The sequence below is a fragment of the Sphingobacterium athyrii genome (genome assembly GCF_003071065.1).
Taxonomy (GTDB): Bacteria; Bacteroidota; Bacteroidia; order Sphingobacteriales; family Sphingobacteriaceae; genus Sphingobacterium; species Sphingobacterium athyrii.
Genome location: NZ_QCXX01000008.1, coordinates 66806 through 84280, shown reverse-complemented (window position 1 = coordinate 84280; position 17475 = coordinate 66806). Strand labels below are relative to the sequence as shown.

General features: G+C 37.8%; 17 protein-coding genes. 10 read left to right on the top strand and 7 right to left on the bottom strand.

Annotated features, from left to right (window positions below):
- Positions 1-23 precede the first annotated feature (23 nt).
- On the bottom strand, positions 24-497 hold the full coding sequence (locus tag DCO56_RS23655; protein WP_046674894.1) for an Lrp/AsnC ligand binding domain-containing protein: 474 nt from the start codon (positions 495-497) through the stop codon (positions 24-26).
- Between the two features lie 320 nt (positions 498-817).
- Between DCO56_RS23655 and DCO56_RS23650 the strand changes: the two genes are divergently transcribed.
- The gene (locus tag DCO56_RS23650) at positions 818-1897 is read left to right on the top strand and encodes a hypothetical protein (protein ID WP_241254904.1); all 1080 of its coding nucleotides are present in this window, start codon (positions 818-820) and stop codon (positions 1895-1897) included.
- Here DCO56_RS23650 and ruvC read toward each other — a convergent pair whose 3' ends face one another.
- Positions 1898-2464, bottom strand: a complete 567-nt coding sequence (ruvC, locus tag DCO56_RS23645; protein WP_108636186.1) for a crossover junction endodeoxyribonuclease RuvC — start codon at positions 2462-2464, stop codon at positions 1898-1900.
- A 100-nt stretch (positions 2465-2564) separates the two neighbouring features.
- Here ruvC and DCO56_RS23640 point away from each other — a divergent pair, with 100 nt between their 5' ends.
- Both DCO56_RS23640 and DCO56_RS23635 read left to right on the top strand, forming a co-directional pair.
- A complete protein-coding gene (locus DCO56_RS23640; RefSeq protein ID WP_108636185.1) occupies positions 2565-3539 on the top strand; it encodes a lysylphosphatidylglycerol synthase domain-containing protein in 975 nt (324 codons plus the stop codon).
- On the top strand, positions 3523-4653 hold the full coding sequence (locus tag DCO56_RS23635) for a glycosyltransferase (RefSeq protein WP_245935909.1): 1131 nt from the start codon (positions 3523-3525) through the stop codon (positions 4651-4653). The genes DCO56_RS23640 and DCO56_RS23635 overlap by 17 nt, the downstream gene beginning before the upstream one ends.
- A 7-nt stretch (positions 4654-4660) precedes the next feature.
- On the opposite strand, the gene DCO56_RS23630 is transcribed toward DCO56_RS23635, so the two are convergent.
- Positions 4661-5395 (bottom strand): lysophospholipid acyltransferase family protein, encoded by a 735-nt coding sequence (locus tag DCO56_RS23630; protein ID WP_108636184.1) that lies wholly within the window; start codon positions 5393-5395, stop codon positions 4661-4663.
- Positions 5396-5520: 125 nt separating this feature from the next.
- Between DCO56_RS23630 and DCO56_RS23625 the strand changes: the two genes are divergently transcribed.
- The 4 genes from DCO56_RS23625 to DCO56_RS23610 are packed head-to-tail and all read left to right on the top strand — an operon-like array spanning position 5521 to position 8319.
- Positions 5521-5820 carry a DUF2089 family protein gene (locus DCO56_RS23625; protein WP_108636183.1) on the top strand — a complete coding sequence of 100 codons (300 nt, stop codon included), beginning with the start codon at positions 5521-5523 and terminating at the stop codon, positions 5818-5820.
- A gap of 46 nt (positions 5821-5866) precedes the next feature.
- Positions 5867-6358, top strand: a complete 492-nt coding sequence (locus tag DCO56_RS29390) for a PH domain-containing protein (RefSeq protein WP_181390664.1) — start codon at positions 5867-5869, stop codon at positions 6356-6358.
- Positions 6348-6932, top strand: coding sequence for a hypothetical protein (locus DCO56_RS23615; protein ID WP_108636182.1), 585 nt, complete (start codon positions 6348-6350; stop codon positions 6930-6932). The genes DCO56_RS29390 and DCO56_RS23615 overlap by 11 nt, the downstream gene beginning before the upstream one ends.
- Before the next feature lie 10 nt (positions 6933-6942).
- Complete coding sequence (locus DCO56_RS23610) at positions 6943-8319, top strand: alpha/beta hydrolase family protein (protein WP_108636181.1); 1377 nt, start codon at positions 6943-6945, stop codon at positions 8317-8319.
- 46 nt (positions 8320-8365) lie between these two features.
- Here the strand turns inward: DCO56_RS23610 and DCO56_RS23605 are convergent, their stop codons facing one another.
- The 3 genes from DCO56_RS23605 to DCO56_RS29600 all read right to left on the bottom strand — a co-directional run bounded on the left by DCO56_RS23605 (position 8366) and on the right by DCO56_RS29600 (position 10411).
- Positions 8366-9073: an SDR family NAD(P)-dependent oxidoreductase gene (locus tag DCO56_RS23605; RefSeq protein WP_108636180.1), complete on the bottom strand. Its 708-nt coding sequence runs from the start codon at positions 9071-9073 to the stop codon at positions 8366-8368.
- A gap of 2 nt (positions 9074-9075) precedes the next feature.
- A complete protein-coding gene (locus tag DCO56_RS23600) occupies positions 9076-9990 on the bottom strand; it encodes a lysylphosphatidylglycerol synthase transmembrane domain-containing protein (RefSeq protein WP_108636179.1) in 915 nt (304 codons plus the stop codon).
- Positions 9991-10078: 88 nt separating this feature from the next.
- Positions 10079-10411: a hypothetical protein gene (locus DCO56_RS29600; RefSeq protein ID WP_108636178.1), complete on the bottom strand. Its 333-nt coding sequence runs from the start codon at positions 10409-10411 to the stop codon at positions 10079-10081.
- A 54-nt stretch (positions 10412-10465) separates the two neighbouring features.
- On the opposite strand from DCO56_RS29600, the gene DCO56_RS23590 reads away from it, so the two are divergent.
- The 3 genes from DCO56_RS23590 (at position 10466) to DCO56_RS23580 (ending at position 13401) form a co-directional block, all read left to right on the top strand.
- Positions 10466-11029, top strand: a complete 564-nt coding sequence (locus tag DCO56_RS23590) for a lipocalin family protein (RefSeq protein ID WP_108636377.1) — start codon at positions 10466-10468, stop codon at positions 11027-11029.
- Between the two features lie 194 nt (positions 11030-11223).
- Positions 11224-12375, top strand: coding sequence for a GDP-mannose 4,6-dehydratase (gene gmd / locus DCO56_RS23585; RefSeq protein ID WP_108636177.1), 1152 nt, complete (start codon positions 11224-11226; stop codon positions 12373-12375).
- Positions 12376-12474: 99 nt separating this feature from the next.
- Positions 12475-13401, top strand: coding sequence for a hypothetical protein (locus DCO56_RS23580; protein ID WP_108636176.1), 927 nt, complete (start codon positions 12475-12477; stop codon positions 13399-13401).
- Positions 13402-13687: 286 nt separating this feature from the next.
- On the opposite strand, the gene DCO56_RS23575 is transcribed toward DCO56_RS23580, so the two are convergent.
- On the bottom strand, positions 13688-17434 hold the full coding sequence (locus tag DCO56_RS23575; RefSeq protein WP_108636175.1) for a HAMP domain-containing sensor histidine kinase: 3747 nt from the start codon (positions 17432-17434) through the stop codon (positions 13688-13690).
- Between the last annotated feature and the right edge of the window lie 41 nt (positions 17435-17475).

Genomic DNA, 17475 nt, shown 5'->3' with positions numbered 1-17475 from the left:
AACTGTTGGAAGCTTTTTTTATACTAGACTAAGCTGATCTGACGCTTAATACTTTCTTCAAGGGAGATAATCGTTTCTGTACGCTGAATTCCGGGCACGGATTGGATATCTTCGTTCAATACTTTTCTGAGGTGGACAGTGTCCCTACAGATAATTTTTGCAAAAATACTGTATTGGCCGGTACAATAATGTAACTCAACCACTTCTTTGATTTCTTTCAACTTATCTACCGCATCTGCATATTGTGAACCTTTTTCTAGATAAATACCGAGAAAGGCAGTGATGTCAAATCCAACTTTTTGGGGATTGATAATAAGATTTGAACCTCTAATGATACCTAACTCTTCCATCTTCTTCATTCTAACGTGGATGGTACCACCTGATACGATTAGCTTTTTTGCAATCTCGGTATAAGGAATAGAAGCATCGTTCATTAGAATAGACAGGATTTGGATATCCAAATTGTCTAGATCATAGTTTGCATATTGATTTTCCATTAACAATGGGTTTTGTGTTTCATTCATCGGTCATACATTAAAATCTGACCAATTGCTAAAATAATTAAATTTATTTCAAAATTACTAAGAATTTTCGGTTTATAGATGTAAATTTAATAAAAAATACTTATTGATATTGATAATGTTGTATGTTTTTGATTGAAAGTGCTTATAATTGTTTTAGAGGTGATTTTATTGTAAGGTTATCGGATTCTTTCGTTATCTTGTTATTAAAGTTGGGTGGAAATAAGAGGATCCTGTGATTAAGGATCTCATACGGTGTTACGAAGATCAAAGGTAAAATAAGTAAACTGTAGGGCATGTCAGAGCAAGGTCTCAATACTAAAATAAAGATGGAAGAAGTTCAAGATGTAAAGATTTCGAGGAAGAAGCCGATTTTTGAGGTAGGGGAAGGGCTCCATAAATATCTTAGGTTATATCAACGGGATGAGAAATTGCCCATTGGTTATAAGGATCTATTGAATTTTACAGAGACGGTACCAGTCATGGATAAATTTGGTCATGATACTTTTTGGGAAACTCCACTGTATCCTCAATATCTCATTGATCAGTTGTATGACGGGTTAAAAGTAATTTATGCTAAGCTCAAAGCTTCTGGTAATACACGGATTGTACAGCACAAATATATCGACCGCGTGGAGTATTGCGGTTTTGGTAATACGAGGCCTTTTCGTATTCGTATTGTAAACCGGCTGAATGACGTCTACGATTATTTTTATATCAAGCAGGCAGATGCATCACGGATATACGGCTTAGAGCTTGAGGAAATACTATCTCCCAATCAGGTCAACTATATGGTGGATCAGGACACTTTGGTTGAGGAGCATATTGTTGGTATTCCCGGTGATATATTTTCGCAAACCCGAATGTTTACGCCTGATTACAACCTGACACGGATTTCGAAGGAATTCGTCAAGTTTAACGAACGTTGTATTATCACGCTGCTGGGAGATATGCGTGCCTATAATTTTGTTATGCAGATTACACCTGATTTCGATGACTTTCAGTTTAGGATCAGGGCCATTGATTTTGACCAGCAGTTTTATGAGGGAAATCCGAAAGTATATATGCCACAGTTCTTTAAAGAGAACTATCCATATGTCAAGCTTGCCATGGAGCATTTGACAGAAAAAACGGTGCAGCAATATCAACAGGAGGAACGTTCTTCGATCGTGCATAGGGTGCGGAGCGAACGGCACCGCATTGCTGATCTTCGGGACGCTTCGCAGACTCAGATCCTTTCAACGCCCGAAAACATAAAACAACTGCGCGAAGGTTATGCGGAGTTTTACCAAAATAATTCTTACTTGAAATGTAAGACAATGACTGATATTGTCGAATTAAATGTGAAAAATGTGATTCGACAGGTGCAGATGTAATTATTTGATTCGGTCTTTATTGTCTTTGATAAAAGAGGACCAGCCTGAATAGGATTTTCCGTTGCCAGTGCTGCTGTTTTTTTGAAATGAATGGCAGACCGCAATGGCCAGCCCATCTGTCGCATCTAGAAATTGGGGCGTTTCTTCAAACTTTAATAGGTTTTTGAGCATGGCAGAAACCTGTTCTTTCGTAGCATTTCCATTTCCGGTGACGGATTGCTTTATTTTTCTGGGTGAATATTCAAAGATCGGAATATCCTGTGCCAGTGCTGCTGCCATGGCAACGCCCTGCGCCCGCCCGAGTTTGAGCATCACTTGAATATTTTTGCCGTAGAAGGGTGACTCTAGCGCAACGCAATCCGGATTATATTCTTGCATTAATGCAGAGGTCTTTTTGAAGATGCGTTGCAGTTTTAAGGCATGGTCATCGAGATGCCCCATTTTGATCACACCCATTGAAATAAGGGATATGGTATTGCCGACTTCTCTAATAATTCCGTATCCAAGCACGACCGTACCGGGGTCTATCCCTAGAATGATTCTTTCTTTCGCCTTTTCCTTCTGCATGTACAATATTACAAATTTTGCTCTTTATAAGTGGATTGATGTGTACAAAACTTAATCATTTGGACAAAATTTAGTAACATTGCTCTCTAATTATCAAAAGTTGACCGGGAGACAAAAAAAATACATCAGTCTTTTATTAAAGATACTGGTTTTTGCACTTGCGACATGGTATATTATTACCAAGGTGTCTGATAAGAGCAATATCGATAAGTTTAAGACGCTAATCACTGGATTGGAGCAACATTCTGTTGTATGGACGCTGATTTTAATTGTTGTTTTAATGCTTGTAAACTGGCTTCTGGAGGTTGTCAAATGGCGCTATCTTGCATCCAAACTGGAGCGAATATCTTTTTGGAAGGCATTTCAATCCGTTTTTTGTGGACTTACATGGGCGATTTTTACCCCGAATAGGATTGGCGAATATGGTGGAAGGGTGTTATTTCTGAAACCCCAAAATAGAGCTAAGGGAGCTGTCGCCATGGGGGTTGGGTTATTTGCCCAACTGGTACTGACAAGTGTCGCAGGATCACTGAGCATCGCCTGGTTTCTCTGTAAGTTCTTATCTACGCCATTATCTGTTCAATTTGGGGTTTGGTTGTTGGCTATTATTTATGCTGTCGGGTTTGTGATATTGTATTTTAATGTGCGATGGGTGGATATGCTTGTGGGTCGAATTAAGTTTTTGACGAAAATCAAGCCTTTTTTTGAAGTCCTTGAACATTATTCTGCACGTGAGCTCTGCATTGTTTTGCTAAATTCATTGGCTAGATTCATCATTTTTACCTCACAATATATTATTTTGATGAAATTGACTTTGCCTGAGTTGCCTCTTTTATCCATGATCTTGATGATTTTTATCCTCTTTTTCGTCCAGGCAGCACTACCTACCTTGGATATTTTTGATTTTAGTGTGCGGAGTTTTGTGGCAAGTAATCTTTATAGCTATATTACAACACAGGAGATTGCGGTGATGGCTATTGTATCATGTATTTGGTTTGTCAATTTAATTCTTCCTGCAATATTTGGTTCTATTTTTGTTTTTAAGATAAATTTTTTCGGTGATACAAATTCTTAGCTATTTATTGATCAGTTTTGCCTGTGTGTACGCTATCCTCGTATTATGGATGCGGAAAGGTTGGGCTACGATCCAGGCACCTCACAGTAACTTAATTTCTACCAAAACCGTATCGGTAATTATTGCAGCCCGCAATGAAGAATTAAATATCCGGAGAACGATAGCATCCATATTAAATCAAAATTTTCCGAGTGAACTTCTTGAACTTATTATTATTGATGACCACTCGGATGACAATACCTCCGCGATTGTTAAAGAATATATCGAAAGTGGAGTCAAGTTGATTCAGCTAAATGAGAATGGTCGGATGAATTCCTATAAGAAGCTGGCGATCTCAAGGGCGATTGATTGCTGTAAGGGGGAGATTATTATAACGACAGATGCAGACTGCCGAATGGGACCAAATTGGCTGGCTACCGTGATCGGGACCTTTGAAAAGGAAGATGCTTATTTATTGTCTTCTCCAGTCGTATACTCGGAGGAAAAGAGTTTTTTTGAACGACTACAGACCTTGGAATTCCTGTATCTCATAGGTCTTGGTGCAGCGGGTATTGGTAATAGAAAACCTACGACCTGTAATGGTGCAAATTTAGCTTATCGAAAAGATATATTTAAACAAATGGGAGGGTTTAAAGGTATCGATGAGCTTGCTTCGGGGGACGATGAGTTATTTTTGCATAAGGTGGCTGAGAAGTATCCCGAACGGATTGCTTTTTGTAAATCAGAGGATGCTATTGTGTATACGGACGCCAAGCCTGATCTTGGGTCATTTATTAGCCAAAGAAGACGTTGGGCATCCAAGAGTACCAAGTATAAAAATAAAGGTGTCATTGCTTTGGGAATTGCTATTTGGCTGTTCAATGTGCTATTGCTGGTGGCAGCAATTCTTACGGTCACAGGAGTGAAGACACTTGGAGGGGTTGTCCTCTTTGCATTGCTCCTTAAAATAACAGTTGAGTTTTTGTTTATTCAGCCCTTAACCAATTTTGCGAAACGTACTACTTTGCTTTGGTATCTCCCGATATTGAGTCTGGCCCATATTCTATACTTAGCTTATATCGGAATATTGGGGAATGTTGGAAAATACGATTGGAAGGGCAGGCAAGTCAAATAAAACTATTTTAATTTTCCACTTTCCGTTTAATCGTTTCTTCCGCTAATTTTACGATTTCCTCGATATTTTTATCCGCGGTGTCCAAAGGGTCCAGTACCTCCCATGTCATATGTAAAAAAGGAGTCAATGGGTACATACCATATTGCACCATTTCGTAGGATCCTTTTATCGCAATCGGGACGACCAATGCATTTGGGTTTTTCTTTAATAATGTTGCAATACCACCTACGTGAAAAGCTTTCATCTTACCTGTTTTTGATCGGGTACCTTCTGGAAAGATAAAGGCCGACCAATTTTTTGTTTTCATATTGTTGGCAAGTTTGAGGATCTCAGCTATGGATTGTTTGGGGTCATTACGATCAATATTAGCAGCCCCACCATGTTTTAGGTTAAATGAAATACTGGGTATGCCACTAGCTAATTCAATTTTTGAGATAAATTTTCCATGAAATCTTCGCAGAAAATAGATCAGTGGGGGGATGTCAAAGGTACTTTGATGATTGGCAACAAAAATAATCGGTTGTCCCAAAGGGATTGATTTGTTATCGATAAAAGTAACCCTATTAAATAATGTATAATAAGATGCAACCAAACATGCATTTAATAGGTCAACACTTTTTTTATGCGCATCATAACCACCAAATTTTAGGCATAGCCATTGGATGGGATGAAATATAATCAGGGATAAGCCAAAACAGAACCAAAATATAATAGATAGGATATAGCCTAAAAACTTTTTCATACGCTTTATTTATTGTTTACAAATATATCATTAAGCAACGATTTTTGGAAAATATTGATAATATTGTGTTTTGTTTTAATAATATTAATATTATATTTAACAATGTTAATGTTTGTCTTTTTTAAATGAAAAAAATACCCGTAAATTGTCCATGTTGTGATGCGAGACTGCAGGTCTCTAAGCTGGTCTGCGATTCCTGTGACACAGAAGTTGTCGGTAAGTTTAACTTACCCTTGCTTATGCAATTGACCATAGATGAGCAGGAGTTTGTCCTCAATTTTTTAAAGTATTCGGGTAGCTTAAAAGAGATGGCCAACCAAATGGGAAAGTCGTACCCAACTGTTCGCAATATTTTGGATGATCTGATTCATAAATTAAATTCGCTAGCTAATACGGGTAATGTTGACACAAATAGGAAGATTTAGGCAGCCTTAAGAATTGAAGTAGTGATATATAAACTATTTACTCAAGATGAGAAATAACACATTTTATAACGAGAGTCAATCATTTTTTAGTTGGTGGCTATGTCTGATCCTTTTATCTGTTGGCGTAGCTAGCATTTCTGCTCACTGGCAGGATATTTTACAGTTCAATTTTGTTCCTCTATTTAGATTACCTGGATTCTGGATCAATTTAGCCTTGTGGTGTTTATTCGGTGTGCTTCGTTTAAAGACCACTATTCATGAGAATGGGATTGAAGTCTATTTTTTTCCATTTAATTTCTATCGAAAAAGGATTGCATGGGGTGATATAACTACAGTTGAATTACGAAAATATAGTCCAATTGCAGAGTTTGGAGGCTGGGGGCTGAGAAGAGGGAGTCGAGGAAGAGCTTTTTCAGCACAAGGTAATATGGGCTTGCAACTTACCATGAGAAATGGTAAAGTACTGCTCATCGGAACTCAAAACCCAGTGGAGATCGAACAATTGAATTTATCCAAATTCTTAAACAATGAAAATTAAACAGCTATTTCTAAACCCATTTGAAGAGTTTTCGGAACGGAAACTATTTTTTGCAGGCACCATTGGTTTTTTGCTATCGAGCTATTTCGTCTATTTATCGGGGGAGCAGTTCAATGGTTTTATGCACTTCTATCGACCAGAGATAGCAGTCTCTTTCGTTGCTGTTTTAAGAGTCCATGCTTATATGATTTTGGCTCCTTTAGCCTTATTATATATTGTAGGTCTTATATTATATACCAAGACAAGGCTTATTGATGTATTAAACGTGATGCTGATTGTGCCATTTCCGCTTTATCTAATGTTGCTCTTGGGTAAGTTAATCAATCAGGACAAGTTTACCAATGAGATAGATGAAGCGTTAAAAAATGGTGACCATAGTTTGTCGAGTATAGATAAAGGTCAAATGATATTGTTTGGTGTATTTGGAATACTAGCGCTATTTCTCCTGTTTTATCAGTTCTATTTATTGGTCAAAGGAATGAATGTTGCCGTAAATAATAAAAAGATTTGGATAAGCATATTGTTTGTGGCATTATATTTTATACTTGATGTAGGTATACAGTTTTATTTTTGATAGCAAGGAAATGATGAAGAAAATTTTCTATTTATTTTTGATCTGTTTGCAGTTCTCATGTGCAGGTGCACAGACTTTTGATGGTTCTTGGAAAGGTGAGGTGAGTGTGTCTGGGCAGAAATTACTTTTGGTATTTAATCTTAAACAGGATAGTAATGATAATTGGGCGGGAACTTTTGAAAGCCCGATGCAGACCTCGCTGAAGTTTCCGATTAATACAATAAAAGTGAACAAGGACTCGATATCGATGGATGTCAAAGCGATCGGTCTATTTTATACAGGTTATCTGGATCGGGATAAAGATGTGATGAAGGGAGTGATGAAGCAGGGGAGTTTTGAGTCCGCGATGATATTGGTGCGGAGTGAAAGCGACCAAAGTGGACTTTCCCGTAAACAGGACGTCTTTCCTCCCTACGATTACGTTGAACAGGAGGTTACGTTTCAAAATGTGAAAGGAAATGCTACTTTAGCGGGAACGCTTACTTATCCCAAAGGGGGAGGGGCTTTTCCTGCTGTCGTCCTGGTTAATGGAAGTGGACAACAAAATAGAGATTCAGAAGTTTTCGGGCATCGGCCATTTAAAATATTGGCGGACCACCTCAGTAAAAATGGTTTTGCCGTGCTTCGTTATGATGATCGCGGTATTGGCGACTCTAAAGGAGAGGTCAATTTGGCTACGACGGTTAATTTTGCTTCGGATGCCAATGCAGCTGTGGATTTTCTGAGCAGGCAACAGATGGTCAACGCAGAAAAAATTGGTATTATCGGTCATAGTGAAGGAGCTTTGATCGCCGAAATGGTTGCTGCGGAGAACAATAAAGTCAATTATATTGCTTTGTTGTCCGGACCTGTCCTCAAAGGTGATTCCTTATTGATTCTGCAGAGCTATGCTTTGGGGAAAGTGGCTGGTTTATCTGAAGCGGCGTTGGAAATAAATAAGCGCAATAACAGAAAGCTATATGACATTCTGCTTAAGGATGAGCCGCCAAAGGATTTGACAAAATCATTGGAAAAAGAACTTATCAGTCAAAACAATGGAAATGCATTAACATCAGATATGAAAGTTAAATTGAGTCCGATGTTGACCCCATGGTTCAAAACCTTTCTCCGCATCGATCCGGCTTACTATCTTAAGCAAGTGACAGTACCTGTTTTCGCTTCCTTTGGGGGAAAGGATATTCAGGTTCCTGCAAATGAAAATATCTATGCGCTTCAACGCCTGCACTTAAATACGACAGATGTAATAATTAAAGATTACCCAAATTTGAACCATCTCTTTCAAAACGCGCAAACAGGAAAAATTGAGGAATATTTTGAAAACCCGGAAAGTTTCAATGCACAACTCATGGATGATCTTACAAAGTGGCTTAAACTGAAAACAAAATAAGCGAATCTTAGATTCCATCAACAACCTGTTGCTTTTAACTGCTCTGTTATGGTGTAGTATTAGCAACAGGTAGAATCTTTCCATTGAAATACTGGTGTCCATTCTGCGCAAACTCCGCAATATATCGGCCCATTTCGAAGGCTAGTGTACCGGCTTGCATTCCCGGAAAAGCTGCCTCAAACATTTCAGTTTGTGACGATCCCAAGGCTAAGCAGTTAACCTTGATGCCTTTCTCCTTAAATTCTTCAGCGAGACATTCTGTTAAAATCGCCAACGCGCCTTTACTGGTGGAATAGGCTGAAAGCCCGGGAAATTTCATTGAGCCTTGAAAGCCGCCCATACTGCTGATATTGACAATATGGGAACCTTCGTGCATAAACGGAACAACATGCTGTATTATATTGACATGGCCCATGATATTTGTCTGGAGCATTGCTGCAAAATCCTGACTGCTGGTCTCCATGAATGGCTTATTGATGAGTGCCCCGGCATTGTTGATCAGGATGTCAACGCTGTCAAATTTCGATTGAATAAAAGGAATTAGCGTTGCATAGTCATCATAGACGATATCAAATTGTGCGGGAAAGAGTGTCCCCCCGTCATAATTGAGCTGACTTGCGATTTCATGAAGTTTTCTCAATTTGTCTGCAGATCGGGCCAGTGCGATAACCTTGTTGTCCTTTTTTGAGGTCAAATCAAGTACAGCTTCAAACCCAACACCGCTGCTTGCTCCGGTAATAATAATATTCGCCATGTTTATTCTTCTAATTTTTGACTTTGTTCAACTTCTTCGACAGAAGGCAGTTTATCCTCTCCGATTGCTTTGGGATTGAAGATAAAATAAATTCCGGAGAGTGCGACCATCGCCGAGATAATATAAAATAACAATGTGATCAATACCGCATTGTGAGAGTCAACCTGAAATATGCCTGCTCCCCACATGATCACGAGTTCACGCATGCCTAATCCCCCCACAGAGAAAGGAATGATTGAGACTAACGAAGAGGCCAGAAATAAAAATAGGTAAGGGGAGAACTTTCCGTTAAATCCTAAAGCATAAAGAATTAAAATCGCTGCGATCACTTGCATGGACTGTACACCTATCGCTTTTAGGTGTGCTTTTAGGAAGGTGGACCTGTACTCTTTGAAAAATTTTGTGACAATAAAATAGTAAAGTATACTACCTGATATAAACAAAATGACCGTCAGGTAATTTGGAATTCCCAGTTGTGGCATGTAGGTAATTAAGGCGGAAATAATTAGGCATAAGGCCCATAAGCCACTTAGCCTGTCTAAGAATAATGCCGTAAATAATTTCCGGCCTTTAATACTGAATCTTTTTCGAAGAAAAAAGATCTTGTACCCATCCCCACCTACTCCTCCCGGTAGAATGAGGTTGTAGAATAGTCCCAGCTGGTAGAGCTTCAAATTATATTTTTCAGAAACATCCAAACCAATTGCCCTTAAAAAGGTTAATAAGCGTGAAGAAGATATAAAAATTGAGAGGCTATAAGCTAATAATGCTAGAAATAAAAAGATAGGATTTGAATTAATTACAGCTTCTTTGAGATCTTTTAGTGAAACTTTACTGAAAACCCAATATAAGGCTCCCACAGTAACGACAATCTTTAGTATATTTTTTAGGATCTTAAAACCTTTTTTTTTGTCCATAGAAGTTTATTTTTCCAATCTTAATCAATTATATTGGCGATTTTGGAAAATTCAAAGTTAGGAACTTTGTCGAAATGTGCAATTTTACTTAAGCGATAGTTGGGTAAATTCTTGAATACAATAATATCAGATATAAAATGCCGAATATTGTCGCAAGAGAAAATAGCCAATTTAGGTCAATTCTATTATATTTGTGCTTTAGCACAGCAATCATTAATCCGACGATAAAGCAAAATAGTAAAATGGGAGCGATCAAAGAAATCTTATTTGTGAAGGCTAGGCTGATTTGACTTAATTTTGCCTTAGCTTCCTGCCCAAGAAAAAGTGGATAGGTGGCGAAGGCTAGGAGAATAATGAATAACCTCAAAAGAGTTTTTGCAATTATTTTGCTTATGGTATGATTTTTGGCTGTAATCTTCATGATTTGTGGATTAATTTACCCCAAAAATACAATTTGAAATTAAAATTTAGACATATGAATCGATTCGTTTTATCATTGGCGACTATTTTTGCTACGGTGTCCTTATTCTCTTGTGGTGCACAAAAGCAAGGTACATCATCTGGAAATCCTGGTAATGGTTCTTCCAATACAAGTGCAGCTTCGGGACCTAGTGCCTCAGAGTGGAAATCTGCTGTGAAAGGAACTTGGACACTGAATTCAATCGATAGAGAAAATTTACCTTCTACATTCACGATTAAAAGCGTTTTTGAAGAAGCTCCAGCGGAGTGTTTTGTTGGTAGTTCATGGAATTTTATTGGAAATGGAAAGGGATCAATCACCTTCAACGCACAAGGTACTTTATGTGCTCCGGGGGCATCACGTGAGATCTTTTGGTCTATCTATAACCCTGGAAAAGGTTTAGGTGAGCCACAATTCCAATTTAAAAAGATCTATGCAGGAGATAAAGCCAAAAACGTGACGACAGGTTACCGTTTGGATCTGTCTTATTCTGATGGCAATAAATTAGTTATGAAAATGCCGTTGACAGTTGCAAATGGTGAAGCATATTTGGTATTTAATTTCTCCCGCGTAAACTAACATAAGCAAGAAAAAAAACATAATGAAAAGCTATAGGAAATCCTATGGCTTTTTTTGTTGAAAATTTAATACTTTTACACTCCGAAACCATCATGATTTATTCATATTGGGAGCGGAGTTGAACAGATTTATCGGATGAAAAATAGCATGATTCCCGGCGAGAACGTTAGGAACTGCCCAATATAACTAGAAGTATGGCTGAACAAAACACGAAAACTGCATTGATAACAGGTATTACAGGTCAAGATGGTGCCTATTTAGCAGAATTCCTATTGAAAAAAGGTTATAAGGTACATGGCCTAAAACGCCGGAGCTCACTTTTTAATACAGATCGTATTGATCACCTTTATCAAGATCCCCATCTTGACAATAGAAATTTTACATTGCATTTTGGTGATTTGACTGATTCAACCAATTTGATCCGCGTTATTCAGGAGACACAACCGGATGAAATCTATAATCTAGCGGCACAATCCCACGTTAAGGTAAGTTTTGATACCCCGGAATATACTGCCAATGCCGATGGAATTGGTACCCTTCGTATACTGGAAGCTGTCAGATTACTGGGAATGATTGAGAAGACACGCATTTATCAGGCCTCAACTTCTGAGCTATATGGTCTGGTGCAAGCGGTACCGCAAAGTGAAACTACTCCTTTTTATCCGCGAAGCCCTTATGCAGTAGCCAAAATGTATGGCTACTGGATTACTGTTAATTACCGCGAAGCCTATAACATGTATGCCTGTAACGGTATTTTGTTCAATCACGAAAGTCCTGTCAGGGGCGAGACATTTGTGACGCGTAAAATAACCCGTGCTGTAGCAAAAATAGCATTGGGATTGCAGGACAAACTCTATCTGGGAAACCTTTCGGCTCAACGGGATTGGGGACATGCGAAGGACTATGTTGAGGCGATGTGGTTGATCCTACAACAGGAAAAACCTGAAGATTTTGTCATTGCGACCGGAGTTACCACAACTGTCAGAGACTTTGTCCGCTTAGCTTTTGCCGAACTGGGTATTGAAATCGAATTCAGCGGGAAAGGAGAGCAAGAAAAAGGAGTGATTATTGATGTTGATGAGGAACGTTTGGCTGAATTGAATATTGATAAATCGCAGATTAAGTTTGGGCAAACAGTCGTTAAAGTGGATCCGGCTTATTACCGACCGACGGAAGTTGATTTGCTTATTGGAGATCCTACCAAGGCAAATACCAAGCTAGGCTGGAAACCTAAATATGACCTCCAGATGCTCGTAACAGATATGGTACAATCAGATCTGCATCTGATGCGAAAGGAAGAATATTTAAAACAAGGTGGTTTTCAGACACTGAACTATTTTGAATAATTCATAATTGATAAGGAAAAAATAAAACTGGAATAATTTTTGTTTAAACATTTATTGGTATGAATCAATGAATTCATACGATGAATATGACAGTGTATTATGATGAATTCAGAGGTTGTTTCGAGTAAGAAGGAGGACGAAAAGAAGAAAGATTCTTCTAAAGTTTATTTCTTCATCATTGCGATAGCAGCGTTACTAGCAACGAATATATATTTTTATGTTAAGTTTAAGACGAACGGAGAGAAAGTCTATGCCTTAACCGTAGAAAAAGAAAACCTTCAGGTACAGATCGATCGGATAGAAGCCGAGTTGGATAAGATTGACATTGAAAATATTCAATTGACTCCTGAGATGACGGTGCAAAAGGATGATTCGCGAACAGAAATTGCTGAGCTACGAAAAAAGCTTGAAAATAAAAGCATTACTCCTAAAGATATTGACGACGCGCAACGTAAAATCAATCTATTAAAGAAGCAAGTTGACAACTATCGTGTGGATGTTCAGCGATTGATTCAGGAAAATCAAATTTTATCAAAGCAGAATTCAAATTTGAATGAATCTGTTGTCGAGAAAAATAAACAAATTACTTCTTTGACAACGACTAATTCTGAATTGAAGGAGAAAGTGACAACAGCATCTGCTTTAAAGGTTTCAAGTATCAGCATTAATGGACTTGAGATCAAAAAAAATGGTAAAGAGTCTGTGGAAGAACGGGCCAAACGTGTGGATAAGCTAAAGATCAATTTTACCATCGCCGATAATGCGCTGGCAAAAAATGGTGAGCGGGACATTTATATAAGAATTATCGATCCGCAAGGTAACCTGGTTGTTCAGGGAGACAATATTTTCTTTGTTCATGGTGAAAAACTGCAATATACCTTTAAGCATAATATTTTGTTTACGAATAAAGGGGAGGATTATATTGTGTATTGGGCTGCTGAGAATGGTTTTACCAAAGGAGCATATACGGTATTACTTTACGAAGACAATGCAATAATGGGCAGATCCACAGTGGTATTGCGTTAGTAAAGCAGTATTATAAAAAAGATAGAACGGGCGTCCCACAAGGATGCCCGTTTCGTTTTGCAGTCCGGTCAATTTTTCAGTTTGTTTTTAGGACCTTTTTGCCAATTTACTTTATGGCACAAATGAAATTCTTTAGGGGCAGGCGTACACAGGTATATGATTTAGTCCAAGGGGCGAGGAAGTCGCTATTGAATTGGCATAGTGTTTCTATATGCTCATTGAAAGCTTTCTTTATTTAGAAAATAGGAGCTCTAGATCTGATAAGTTTATTTCTACGCCATTCCGATTAAGACTCTATTTGCTGTAAGGGAAGTAGGATATGGAAGGTCGTACCTTCTCCCTCCGTGGTTTCAAAGTAGATCTGTCCGTTACAGGCTTCTATTGTTTTTTTAACGAGTACCAATCCTAACCCATTTCCGGAGCTTTTTGTGGTGAAGTTAATTTGGAATATTTGATCTTTCATCCCTTCGGGTATTCCATAACCATTGTCCTTGATATCTATCTTTACAAACTTGTCTGAGTATCGTTCGATGGATATTTCTATCTTCATGTTTTTTCGTCCATATCCACCCTCAATGGCATTTTTTATCAAATTATTGAATGTCCGAAGCAGTTCATTGCCATCGGCTTTAACAATCAGTGTTTTTTGATCGGCGTTATTTATTAAGCGGATGTTAACGTTTGGTGTATTGTTATAGAGTGATATGGATTTCACAACTTTTTCAACGATATTGATATTTTCCATCACCGTCGTTGGAAATTTTGCAAAGTGGGAAAACTCTGAAGCGATCTGTGTCAATGCATCTATCTGCTCAATAAATGAGGTGGAGAACTTATTGAAACGATCCGGAAACTTCGGATCATTGTCTTTATACGATCTTCGAAGCTGTTGTATACCTAATTTCATAGGTGTCAACGGATTTTTAATTTCATGGGCGATCTGCTGCGCCATCTCACGCCAGGTCGATTCACGTTCGGTGTCCTTGATCTTATTGGCATAGTCCTCCAGTTTTATGATCATGAGGTTGTACTCTTTGATTAATGTCCCTATTTCATCGTTTCTTTGCCAGAAAAGGGGTTCGTTAGGCTGTCCTAGCCGAAGCTGAGAGATCTTTCTACTGATGATACTGAGTGGATTGGTGACACTGTTGGCAACAAAAGTGGCATAGAAACCGAAACCAATGATGATTAGTGAATAAATGTTGACAATGGTATTAAGGAGCAAATTTTTATTGATATTCTCTTCCTTTTGAAGAGAGAAATTTGGAATGCCTATATAAGCGACCGTGCTGTAATCTTTATCCCTAATTGTAACATAACTTGTTTCAAACTGGAAGGTTCCGATTCCCTCATCTTCAATTGTTTCTGATTTTTTTAGCAGCGAAAGGTTTTTTAACGCTATCGGGTTGATGAATGTGGAGAAGAGCTCCAGGTCATAAATTCGGCGTTGCGAACTATATAAAAGCCTGCCTGATTTTGAGTACAGGTTGAAATCCTTCGATATGGTCTCAGATAACGTCTTTAGAACGCTAATAAGTTGGTTTTCATTGGAGACTTCATCTGTATTGGGGAGCATGTTTTCTATCCGTTTTCCAAGTTCGATAATGAAACGCTCCTTACTATTTCTATTGTTGTTGTAGAGCTGTTTATTGATGCTGATATATGAAATCACGGCCGATATCAGAATAGCTAAGATCACCGAGGAAATAATCGAGGTCTGGATACGCGTCGAATACTGTATTTTATTAATGATTTTATAGAATTGATATTTCAAGTTGCGAAACGTCAGTTTTGTATTCTTCAGGAAGATATAAAACGAAGTGACATAATGAAAAAACATGAAAATCATGAAAAACACCAGAAACAGGAAAGAGGATGTCGCGACATAATCCCAAAACGATGGTTTCTGTTTACTGATGACATAGGTTGAAAAGGTATTGGCAACATAAGCCATGTGCAGGTATGAATCCCGATCTAATATTTCAATATATTCTCCGGGTGCACCTTTTAATCCGCGTAGGTTATTTTCATAGGTATACTTGCCGAATTGTGTGACAAGTGAACCTCCTTTATACAAGGCAATAGAATACTCTCCTTTATTATAATATTGCGAATTATTGATCCGCATATCTGTCAGTATTTCGGGATACGGTACTGTATAACTGAAATCCTTATTGGACAGATTAATAATCACGTTGACGACCCTGTTTTGATCTATTGTTACCGGAATAATCGAAAAGTATTCATGGGTTCCAAGTTCAGCACTGGCGCGGTAAAAATTTTGAGTAACCTTGATCGATTTATTGATTACTTTCTCTCGATATTCATTAATCTTATTTTGACTGTTCGGATTTAATGGAATATTATTTTGATCATAGTAATATGCCTTAAAGTCATATTTTGAAAGATATCCACTGAAGTATTTTTTCTTGATAAAATCATTGATTGCATCGGTATTTGTATAGGGTAAGCTGATATTGAACAAATGTTTTAGTTCCTTATCATTGGTAATTCCATTCTCAATGTCTGAAAATAGTGAAACAGCATTAACATCATCTTCCGATTGAAGATTGTTTAACAATATCTTCATATCAATAAGATCTCGCTCCTGATAGAATCGAGCATGCGTAATTGTACTTATGATCGCCCAAAGGATCAAAACGGCGATGTAATTGGTCAGTATATGCCTGTCAAAATATTTCTCGCCGAAAGATTTGATTAGGATAATCAGGGCTAAAAGCAGATTGACCAAGCTATTTTTCTCGATATAAATGGAGATAATGAGAATAACAAAGATGACACAGGCCAATTGGATATTTAACAACTGAGTAGGTTTTAGTTCTAACTTTTTAAGGAAGAACAATACCAGATCTATGTAAATGCTTAATGCTAATATTCCCATTCCGACAATGCCTAGATCCACCCAACTCAGGAAATGCAGGTCAACAAGTTTGGTGAAATCGAAATAGATATTATTTGAATGGGTGATCAATGTTCCGGCAATATCATATAAAAGTGCAAAGGCGAAATATATACTCAGTATAAAGCCAATGGCAATAGGTATTCTAAAGAGGCGGATATTTTTGATTTTGTCAAAATTGAGCTCCTTTCGAATGGAATAGATAAATAGTATCCACCATAGGATCAATATTGTCGTGGATAACACCGACCAAATATTGGGGAAGAATCTATTATAGGCGTAGTTGCGGGAGTCAAATATAGCAAACGTGGCATTTTCAGAGAGCAGATTCCATTTTAGGTCTGCAAATTTGACCAAGACAAATATGCCAGCCAATAGCACTATTGCCCACCAAGCTCTTTTGGTCTTTGCCATGTGGAGGCAAAGGCTGTTAAAGAAAATCAACAGTGCAATCCATGCCAGTAACCAGCAAAAGAACTGTAAGATGGTATAGATATTTTCATGCTCGCCATCTTTAAGCTTCACAGAAAATAGATAGGAACCTTCATTGCTGTAGATATTTTTGATGGCTACGGTATCCGTGTAGGAGGCAATGTCTATGTTTCGCGTATCAAAAAAGTTTCTGCGTAGCGAAGAGTTTAAGTAAGGATTGTTATTGTTGGTATAGGGCTTAACAAGGATATAGGCAAGTATGCTTATATTTCCAATTGTTTTTTTACGGATGACGTAGGACCTATTGTCATCTTGTACGAAATTGGATTTTTCTAAGAAGCCCTGATCGGTGATCGGAACAAATAAATTTGTGCTCCACATCTTAGGTTGATGGTCCTTAAAGAGGAAAAGATAAACCTCTTGATCGTTTTTATACCTTTCGAAAGCTTGATAGACGGCTATGGGGTATTGATCGTAATTTTTAAATGTTTTGAGTAATAAGGAGTCCTTAAAAATAAGGTCTACCTTTTTTTCTTGTTCGGAGATATAATCATTGAGTGATTTGGTATCGATGTCGAGTATTTCCTTATTTGTAACAGATTCTTTGATGGTGATAGCTGTTCCTATAAAGCATAGTGTTAAGATAAGTAGAAGTAAACGAATTTTTATACCAGAATTCACGTCAGTCAATTTACATTATTGTAAATATAAAAAAAAGTCCT

Bases quoted from the DNA above. Each gene is read 5' to 3' on its own strand.
- DCO56_RS23650 (WP_241254904.1), top strand. From the start codon at position 818: ATGTCAGAGCAAGGTCTCAATACTAAAATAAAGATGGAAGAAGTTCAA.
- DCO56_RS23630 (WP_108636184.1), bottom strand. From the start codon at position 5,395: ATGAAAAAGTTTTTAGGCTATATCCTATCTATTATATTTTGGTTCTGT.
- DCO56_RS23590 (WP_108636377.1), top strand. From the start codon at position 10,466: ATGAATCGATTCGTTTTATCATTGGCGACTATTTTTGCTACGGTGTCC.
- DCO56_RS29390 (WP_181390664.1), top strand. From the start codon at position 5,867: ATGAGAAATAACACATTTTATAACGAGAGTCAATCATTTTTTAGTTGG.
- DCO56_RS23610 (WP_108636181.1), top strand. From the start codon at position 6,943: ATGATGAAGAAAATTTTCTATTTATTTTTGATCTGTTTGCAGTTCTCA.
- DCO56_RS23605 (WP_108636180.1), bottom strand. From the start codon at position 9,073: ATGGCGAATATTATTATTACCGGAGCAAGCAGCGGTGTTGGGTTTGAA.
- DCO56_RS23625 (WP_108636183.1), top strand. From the start codon at position 5,521: ATGAAAAAAATACCCGTAAATTGTCCATGTTGTGATGCGAGACTGCAG.
- DCO56_RS23600 (WP_108636179.1), bottom strand. From the start codon at position 9,990: ATGGACAAAAAAAAAGGTTTTAAGATCCTAAAAAATATACTAAAGATT.
- DCO56_RS23655 (WP_046674894.1), bottom strand. From the start codon at position 497: ATGGAAAATCAATATGCAAACTATGATCTAGACAATTTGGATATCCAA.
- DCO56_RS23580 (WP_108636176.1), top strand. From the start codon at position 12,475: ATGATGAATTCAGAGGTTGTTTCGAGTAAGAAGGAGGACGAAAAGAAG.
- gmd (WP_108636177.1), top strand. From the start codon at position 11,224: ATGGCTGAACAAAACACGAAAACTGCATTGATAACAGGTATTACAGGT.
- DCO56_RS23615 (WP_108636182.1), top strand. From the start codon at position 6,348: ATGAAAATTAAACAGCTATTTCTAAACCCATTTGAAGAGTTTTCGGAA.
- DCO56_RS29600 (WP_108636178.1), bottom strand. From the start codon at position 10,411: ATGAAGATTACAGCCAAAAATCATACCATAAGCAAAATAATTGCAAAA.
- ruvC (WP_108636186.1), bottom strand. From the start codon at position 2,464: ATGCAGAAGGAAAAGGCGAAAGAAAGAATCATTCTAGGGATAGACCCC.